Source organism: Paenibacillus sp. P4_A7 (assembly GCF_056402455.1).
In genome coordinates, this window is record NZ_JBFUHJ010000246.1 from 1 (window position 1) to 7,976 (window position 7,976).

Genomic DNA, 7,976 nt, shown 5'->3' on the forward strand with positions numbered 1-7,976 from the left:
GCCTCTAGAATCACTTCTAAGGCTCATTTTGCGTGTAGGGAGACATATTTGAACCCCCTAATTCATGGTTTTTTCAAAAACACTACTTCTTCAGTACCCTATCATCTGGCCGGCTGCCTTCTTGCTTTTAACTATCGTTCTGCGTTAGTGCAATACCTTTGTAATATGTTTCACCACGTTGTTTGTAACAAAGTTAACGAATCTCAATCGAACGATTCAGCGATTTCATGTACGTTACCAAACGGATCAACGAAAGCAGCATATCGCCCTTGAGTAGGTTTATCATGCAAAAATGGAATACCCTTTTCCTTCATTTCCTTATAAGTTTGCTCAACAGATACGACCTCAAACACCAAAACTGTTCTAGCCTCGTTTGAATAATCTCCAATTTCTTTGGTCTTTTCACACTTATAAGCTATAAGCTGGCAGCCGTCAAGGGCAAATACAAGCTTATTTTCTTGCTCTAACAGTGTTTGCAAACCCAGCAATTCAGAATAAAACCATCTCGCCTTTGTCATGTCATTGACGAAAATCATTATATGTCCTAGTTTCATAAGGCTATGCTTCCCCTTCACTTTTTGAGGATACCATTTTTTATGGTTCATGAAGAATCTTTGCTAATGATTATCTGTAGTATTCGCGAGTTGATTAACATATCCTGCCTGTTAGCTCAACAAGGTTGCCGTTGCATGCCGGCAGCCTCGTTATGGTGATTGTTAAACTATAGTTTCCCGTTAGCGTAACAACCAATAGGTTTAACTTTCATCTTTGAAATGAAAATGTTCATGATGGATCGCATTCATTCCAACCAACTTACCACTCTTTTTATGGTAATATGCGAAGTTATTATTTAGTGGCATTCGAAGTAATTGATAATTGTGATCTCTTGGCAAGGCTTCGATTTCATTAATGGCTAACTCACGTGTGTTGTAAATACCTATTGGAAAGAAATTTGGAAAACCAGTTGAAGCATCAGCAACGAAAATTCCCCAAACGTAATCATTCGGCACATAATTCACCCTTATCCTTTTACGACCTAAAACCTGAGTTAAGTATTCGGTGACCAGTTGAATTATCCTCCCGTTAGTGGAACCTACAAGTAAATAAACCCTCATTGGCATTAATGAGGGTTGCTATTCTCTATTTATACTGAATTAACCCCAGATGTACTACCGTCGGATCTACTATGTAAGCTAGACTCCCCAAGATCCAATTTCGGCTGAGTAACAGTAGCACCATTAGTTTCTGCCTCCGGATCCGATTCGCAAAGCGTTCTATTCCATTGCTCGGCAGCTCGTCCGCGACAAACGAAACGGATGGAAGATTCCCGAGCCGGTTATCAAATGTAAAGTGAAGAACACTGGTAACGGCGGATTCCCTTCCGGATCCAGGATGATCATCTCGCCATCTAAGATGCAATTATTTTGTTGAGTTCATCTATTTGCAGCAGCTGCAGCTTGCCCGCGGCGCCCTTCTCTAGTCTAGCTGTTACCTTTGAAAATACTGAAATTTTTCCTCATTATGGTTTCTATTTTATTGTAAAAATTTACGCATCGAATAATCGAATTGTTCATGGTAAACTACCATTGAAATATACCTGCCTCATGATGACCTACTGGACTTAGATATATTTCCGCATTCACATCGGAGGGAATTCATGACAACATTTATACGCAAGTGGAATCAATTTAGCCTTATAAAACGAATACTTGTTGGCATTATTATCGGTATTATTCTGGCTTTATCGATTCCTAATGCAAAAGGGATCACCATTTTCGGCTCTTTGTTTGTATCTGCTTTAAAAGCGGTTGCGCCCCTATTGGTTTTGCTTCTGGTGATGTCCGCCATCTCCAATCATAAAAAAGGTCTTCACACCAATATAAAAGCGATTACCATCCTTTATGGGATAAGCACTTTTCTGGCGGGGCTGATCGCAGTAATTGCAAGTTTTATATTTCCGGTAACCTTGTCACTCGTAAAAAATGCCGAAAATCTGACTCCGCCTGATGGGGTTGCAGAAGTACTTAAAACATTGCTGCTTAAGGTCGTTGACAACCCGGTAAGCGCCCTAATGAATGCCAACTATATAGGGATCCTGGCTTGGGCTGTCCTGCTTGGTATTGCTTTAAGAAATGCCCAAGAAAGTACCAAAACCATGCTTGGCAATTTTTCAGATGCGATATCTCATATCGTCAAATGGGTCATCAATTTGGCACCTTTAGGAATCATGGGACTTGTTTTCGATTCCATTACAACAAACGGGCTTTCTTCCTTGCTCGATTATGGAAAATTGCTTCTCGTTTTTATCGGATGCATGCTATTTCTTGCACTGGTTGTCAATCCGCTGATCGTATACCTGAATATTCGCAGAAATCCATATCCACTTGTTCTTAGTTGCCTAAAGGAAAGTGGGATTACCGCATTCTTTACTCGAAGTTCGGCTGCTAACATCCCAGTCAACATGAGATTATGTGAAAAATTGGGACTCAATAAGGATTCGTATTCGGTATCCATTCCATTGGGCGCTACGATTAATATGGCAGGCGCAGCGGTTACGATTTCCGTCCTAACGCTCGCAGCCGTTCATACGCTTGGTATTGAAGTAGACTTTGGTACGGCGCTTATTCTTAGCGTCCTATCCGCTGTATGTGCTGCAGGCGCCTCAGGTGTTGCCGGCGGGTCGCTCTTGCTTATTCCACTGGCGTGCAGCTTATTCGGCATTCCGAATGAAATTGCGATTCAAGTCGTTGGAGTAGGCTTCATCATTGGGGTTTTACAGGACTCTTTTGAAACAGCGCTCAATTCATCCTCCGATGTACTTTTTACGGCCACAGCCGAATTTGCAAAAAATCGTAAAGCAGGCAAGGAATATGCGATTGATGTCGAGACATAGAGAACAAAAAAGCAGGAGGCCTAAGAGACCCCTGCTTTTTTGTTCTCTCCGTTCTGCTTCATTTACTGACGTACGCCTTTGGCAGTATGGATTTTAGTTTGTTATGCAACCTCACTAGCGTTGTATTAATTTTCTCTGAATGTTCATAACTAGCGGATGATTAGAACCGTTCGCGACGCTTGATCCCAGAATACTTTCGCCCCCAGCGCTTCACTGACGAACCTTACGGGGACCATCGTGTTGCTGTTGATCAGCTGCGGAGGGACGGAGAGTGCCGTCTTTTGTCCGTCGATATGCGCCTGATCCGATCCGATCTGCAGCTCGATCTCCTTGCTGCCCCTGGTGGCTGTCACCGTCTTGGTGCTCTGCTCCCATTCCAGCGTGGCGCCCAAGGCTTCAAAAATCGACCGCATGGGAACCAGCACATTTCCGTCCATGTTGACAGGCGGTTGTTCGGTCGCCAATCCTTTTCCGTCAATCGTGATAAGGATGCCTCTTTTCACGATCACCTGTTTTCCCGTTTCATCATAAAACTTCACGGCAAGGCTGCTGGCGCTTGGATCTTTAATCTCCATGCGAAGATTGTCGGTGCGGTTGTTAAACGCCACATCCGTGTTCGTTACTACGGATAATTCTTTTCCGTCCGCCGAATATGGCGTAACCCGGGCCATAATCTTTTGCGTCTTTTCCCCATTTTTGACGACGGACGTGAAGACAAGCTTCCCATCCTTTATGTAAGTCCCGTAATCTACTAAATAGGTTTGATCATCGGCAACGGCCATAAAGCTCACATGATCGATTTCGTTAAGGGCTTGCAGCTTGATTTTAAAAATGGCGACGTTATTTTCGAACACGGCATCGGAGTTCGCGCTAACTTCCACCACTTTGCCGTTTTTGTTGTAAGCCGTGGCGATTGCACTGATGGTTTTAACTTTTGCACCGTTTTTAACGGCTACCATCGCTTCCAAATAATCCTTTTGAATTACCGTGGTTTCCGCCACAATCTTGTAAGGTTCCTCGATCGCTCCCGAAGCCTTAACCTCTACTTTCTCAATCTTCTCCCCACGATCCAGCATCAATTCAAATACCTCTGTATGTCCTTGGAAAATAAAATCGTGGTCTTTCCCCATCGCGATGATCTTACCTGTTTTATCATATCCGATTGCCAGAACCGAAACGCTTTCGCCCGTTTGAACCCGAACGTCAGCGGTTACTTTCATTTTTCCGTCGATCACTTTGTGCTCCGATCGCAGCAATTCGACATTGCTAGCATTGACCGCAGCGGATGCCGGAAACGCCATCATCAACACGAGCACCATCATGAACATTAAACCCATTCCCGAACGCATACATTTCKACAAACTCACTTCTAACATTCCTCTTTTCCCAATATGATCCATAATAGCATTTCAACTTTCAATTATTATAATAATCAACGAATAAGTAAATAGAGAGAATGTATCAAATTGTAATAAAAAAAAGGACTAACGAGCTATTTTCTCGTTAGTCCGGGTGCTCAGGAGACAACTTTAGTACTGGAACTATCCTCGTTTGCTTAACATTCCATCGGCTTGCGCTAACCAGCCCGTTGAATGATGTCGACACCTAATTGACGAATCTTTTTGAACACTTCTTCTCTGTTGCGGTAAATTCAAAGAATCCATTTTGATAGAATATCAATCAAAATGGATTCTACAGTCCAGTTTTTTAGATTTAAGGCTCGTCCTTACTTCCAGCCCCATTTTTGAAAGATTTGGTGAGATTTTTCCGTTTTTAAATAATCAATAAATTGCTGTGCCTCTTTTTTCTGATCGGTGATTTTCGTCAGGGCGATCGGCGTTCCACGATAGAGCTTTTCTTCTTCGGGCAGTTCGACCAGGTCCGTCACATCTTGGAGCCGGTAATGCCACGATTCATAGGTAATCCAGGCGTCCAGGCTGGAATTCGATTTCCATTGTTCAATGGCCTCGGCACTCGATTTTACAGAAAGGTTAATATTTTGGTAAATGCCTTCGATCAGCCCTTTTCTGCCTGCCAGGTCTTCCCACAGTCCAAGCTGGCCAGCCCCATTCACATCGAGTATTTTTACCCCTTTTTTCGTTAAATCCTCCAGGCTTTCAATCTTCTTAGGATTTCCTTTCCTTACCAATATTCCTGCAGCACGCGGGTAAAGCTCCGTTCGTGATTTAGTGTCGATCATTTCGGGGTGGTTAAAGATAAAGTCCTGCAGCATATACTCGGAGCCACCGAAAATAATATCTGCATCTTGCTTTGCTTGGCCGATCCATTTGCCCTCTGGTCCGGCTGTTACTTCCACCTTGATTCCCGTTTCAACTGAAAAATGTTCAGCAGCTTCCTTGATCGGTCCAAGTGGTCCGCCCGGTCCGTACACCCGGATGACATGATCACTTTGGCTGGAATTTGGTGTCGCCTGGGACGCAGTCGTACGGTCCATTTTTGCATAGGCTGACAATCCGGTAGCCGTAATGACAAAGAGCAGTAGAGCTGATAGGAACACGGTCTTCTTCATAAATCTTCCTCATTTCATCTGTTATTTTTACTGGTGCTTTTAAAGGAAACGAAAGGAGGCTTTTAACGGTTTGATTGTAATTGCAAAATAGTTAGAAAGTTTCATAAAACTATTGAAAATTAGTCCGGTGAAGAATAAATCAAGGTACCTTCGTAGGTACCCAACTGCTGAGGAAGTACTAACGGAAACAGCATGAGTGATGACGATATCGCAACTTGTGTTAATGCCAGCAACGAGACATAATTTTTTACATTTGAACAAATGTGCCCGTATAAAGAATAAGTTGCAATAGGAAATGAAAAAATTAAACCGACAAACTAAACAAACGGCAATACAATAGCCCCAATTTACCGCCTTTTGGATAAGGCGGTTTTCATTTTGTCATTAATCAACAATGTAAATTAACATAGCCTAAAATAAAAAAGCCACGATTTCCGCAGCTCCTTAAATATATATGTGTATAATTATTTAATGATAAAGGATACAATCCCTAAAATTATGCATAAAACCCCACTTAATAATTGTCCGATCCCTGAGGCTTGTCCATGTATTAGAAGATTAAATAAATTTTTTCTCTTCTGATTCTTTCCAACAAACGCTTCATCCGTTTTCATTCTATATATGCCCCATAATACTAAGACTACTCCAAATAGTATAAACAATAATTTTAATACCATATTTTTGACCTCCATGATGTATGGTTTCTATATTGAATTTTTCTCACTAATTATTTTTTCAAACGATGATCAGTCAGTCATCTTCCTCAAATATAAAAACCTCTTCGATCGATAAGTTAAAAACTGAAGATATTCGATAGGCTAGTAAAACAGATGGATTATATTGCTGTTTCTCTAAAGATATAATTGTTCTTGAAGAAACACTTACTTTATCAGCTAGTTCTTGTTGTTTGATACCAAGTTCTATACGTAACTCCTTTATTCTATTTTTCATAGCTACTCCTAATTAAAGAACATGATTATAATATTTTTTGGCTAATAAATTCGTACTTGCACACAATACTATAATCAGAAATAAAGCAATATTCGTTGGAATTGCAAACCAATTTGAAAGAAACATCATCAGGATCGTCACCATCATTAGAATACGCATGGTAAAGTGTGAAGCTTTTCCTTCGATGATATCATCTCTTTCGTCATACTCTTTGGACATCTCTCGATCCATTTTTTTTCTATTCGCCTTATATTTAACGTGAGAAATTATAGCGAAAGCTAAAAATCCTACTCCTACCAACAATATTGAAATCCCAGAAACAAATCCTTCTGTTGTATTAGCTATCGTGTTATTCCAAATGATTTCAAATAACCCCATGATGAGAAGGGCTAATGTGCATATATAAAGCTCTGTAAATCTATTTTTCAAGCAAGTCACCCCTAACATCTCAAAATATGAAGTTTACTTCACGTGAAGTTAACTTCATATTACCCAATCTTGATGGAGTAGTCAATAGTTAATTTTTGTTGTGCAAAGGCTGCCCTGTGCAGATGGAAGAAAGCCCGCGTTCACCTTATGCTGGCGAATCGGGCCTAATGTGCCATTACTAGGGCAACCTCGCGGTAGCTGTCATAATGTTTGAAAAATCGCAGGATGATCTATCGTTACTATCCAACACCACTTTTCCCCACCTTCTAATCGGATAATCCTCTCTTCACTTATCCATAAATACCATTTAGCATAAGGATAAATAGAGATAAGAGGTGAGGCTGATGAATGCAAAGGAAGCGTCGATGATGCTAGGAGTTCACTATAAGACGATCATTTCTTTAAATGGTACGGTACAGTAGTAATAATCACATTTCTCCGATACAGTAAGTGTGCACGAATCAGTAAACTGGATTGGTTGTGTAGAATGTTGTGCCAACCTTTCTTTGGAATGAACTGTGGGATAATAACAGTAACTTGGTAATTTGATTCACTCGCCTTACGTTGAACGGTATCGATGAATTTAGTCAGTGGCTGAATGATGCTTCTATAAGGAGAGTGTAGAGTTACCAACCTCACGTCAGGCTGCCACTTACTCCATTTTTCTTCAAACAATCCTTCATCTTCTCTTTCAAAATGAACATGAACTGCAATGATCTGGTATGCTGAGAGCGATTTGGCATAGTTCAACGAATTCTCCACTACATGTGTCATACCAGCCACAGGAAGAATGATTATATTCCCCGAAATCGGAATAGCTGGCTCACAAGTTGTAGTTCTCAATTGGTCGGCTACCGCTTCATAATGCTTTCTAATTCGATGAAAGGCGTAAATGATAAGGGGTAAAAATATTAAGACGGACCAAACTTGAGTGAATTTTGTTAAGAAAAACATCATGGTGACAATAAAGCTTATAAGAGCCCCTGTTGAGTTAATGATCAGTTTTGGAATCCATCCTTTAGGCCTTTGACGAATCCATTTTATAATCATTCCTGTCTGGGACAGAGTGAAGGGAATAAAAACACCTACAGCATAAAGCGGGATTAAATGTTCGGTTTGGCCTTCAAACACAATAATTAAGATAATGGATAAAATGCCTAGCATGATAATGCC

Annotated in this window: 9 protein-coding genes; 1 reads left to right on the top strand and 8 read right to left on the bottom strand. The window is 40.9% G+C overall.

What is annotated here, in order from left to right; all coding sequences use genetic code 11:
- Positions 1–203: 203 nt before the first annotated feature.
- Both AC1DWN_RS22255 and AC1DWN_RS22260 read right to left on the bottom strand, forming a co-directional pair.
- Entirely contained in the window at positions 204–554 is a 351-nt protein-coding gene (locus AC1DWN_RS22255; RefSeq protein ID WP_477561088.1) for a VOC family protein, read from the bottom strand.
- Positions 555–755: 201 nt separating this feature from the next.
- Positions 756–1,010 (bottom strand): hypothetical protein, encoded by a 255-nt coding sequence (locus AC1DWN_RS22260; protein WP_477561089.1) that lies wholly within the window; start codon positions 1,008–1,010, stop codon positions 756–758.
- Positions 1,011–1,657: 647 nt separating this feature from the next.
- On the opposite strand from AC1DWN_RS22260, the gene sstT reads away from it, so the two are divergent.
- On the top strand, positions 1,658–2,893 hold the full coding sequence (sstT, locus tag AC1DWN_RS22265; protein ID WP_477561090.1) for a serine/threonine transporter SstT: 1,236 nt from the start codon (positions 1,658–1,660) through the stop codon (positions 2,891–2,893).
- A gap of 149 nt (positions 2,894–3,042) precedes the next feature.
- Here sstT and AC1DWN_RS22270 read toward each other — a convergent pair whose 3' ends face one another.
- From AC1DWN_RS22270 to AC1DWN_RS22295, 6 genes are all read right to left on the bottom strand, one after another.
- A complete protein-coding gene (locus AC1DWN_RS22270; RefSeq protein ID WP_477561091.1) occupies positions 3,043–4,221 on the bottom strand; it encodes a stalk domain-containing protein in 1,179 nt (392 codons plus the stop codon).
- Between the two features lie 398 nt (positions 4,222–4,619).
- Positions 4,620–5,423 (bottom strand): extracellular solute-binding protein, encoded by an 804-nt coding sequence (locus AC1DWN_RS22275; RefSeq protein WP_477561092.1) that lies wholly within the window; start codon positions 5,421–5,423, stop codon positions 4,620–4,622.
- Positions 5,424–5,887: 464 nt separating this feature from the next.
- Positions 5,888–6,100 carry a hypothetical protein gene (locus AC1DWN_RS22280; RefSeq protein ID WP_477561093.1) on the bottom strand — a complete coding sequence of 71 codons (213 nt, stop codon included), beginning with the start codon at positions 6,098–6,100 and terminating at the stop codon, positions 5,888–5,890.
- A gap of 73 nt (positions 6,101–6,173) precedes the next feature.
- Entirely contained in the window at positions 6,174–6,374 is a 201-nt protein-coding gene (locus tag AC1DWN_RS22285; RefSeq protein WP_477561094.1) for a helix-turn-helix transcriptional regulator, read from the bottom strand.
- A 12-nt stretch (positions 6,375–6,386) separates the two neighbouring features.
- Positions 6,387–6,812 carry a DUF2178 domain-containing protein gene (locus AC1DWN_RS22290; RefSeq protein WP_477561095.1) on the bottom strand — a complete coding sequence of 142 codons (426 nt, stop codon included), beginning with the start codon at positions 6,810–6,812 and terminating at the stop codon, positions 6,387–6,389.
- Positions 6,813–7,196: 384 nt separating this feature from the next.
- The coding region (locus AC1DWN_RS22295; RefSeq protein WP_477561096.1) for a hypothetical protein at positions 7,197–7,976 on the bottom strand (780 nt) is incomplete at its 5' end.

What these genes read in the sequence shown, in the direction of transcription:
- AC1DWN_RS22255 (WP_477561088.1), bottom strand. Translation starts at nt 554, where the DNA reads ATGAAACTAGGACATATAATGATTTTCGTCAATGACATGACAAAGGCG.
- sstT (WP_477561090.1), top strand. Translation starts at nt 1,658, where the DNA reads ATGACAACATTTATACGCAAGTGGAATCAATTTAGCCTTATAAAACGA.
- AC1DWN_RS22270 (WP_477561091.1), bottom strand. Translation starts at nt 4,221, where the DNA reads ATGTTCATGATGGTGCTCGTGTTGATGATGGCGTTTCCGGCATCCGCT.
- AC1DWN_RS22275 (WP_477561092.1), bottom strand. Translation starts at nt 5,423, where the DNA reads ATGAAGAAGACCGTGTTCCTATCAGCTCTACTGCTCTTTGTCATTACG.
- AC1DWN_RS22280 (WP_477561093.1), bottom strand. Translation starts at nt 6,100, where the DNA reads ATGGTATTAAAATTATTGTTTATACTATTTGGAGTAGTCTTAGTATTA.
- AC1DWN_RS22285 (WP_477561094.1), bottom strand. Translation starts at nt 6,374, where the DNA reads ATGAAAAATAGAATAAAGGAGTTACGTATAGAACTTGGTATCAAACAA.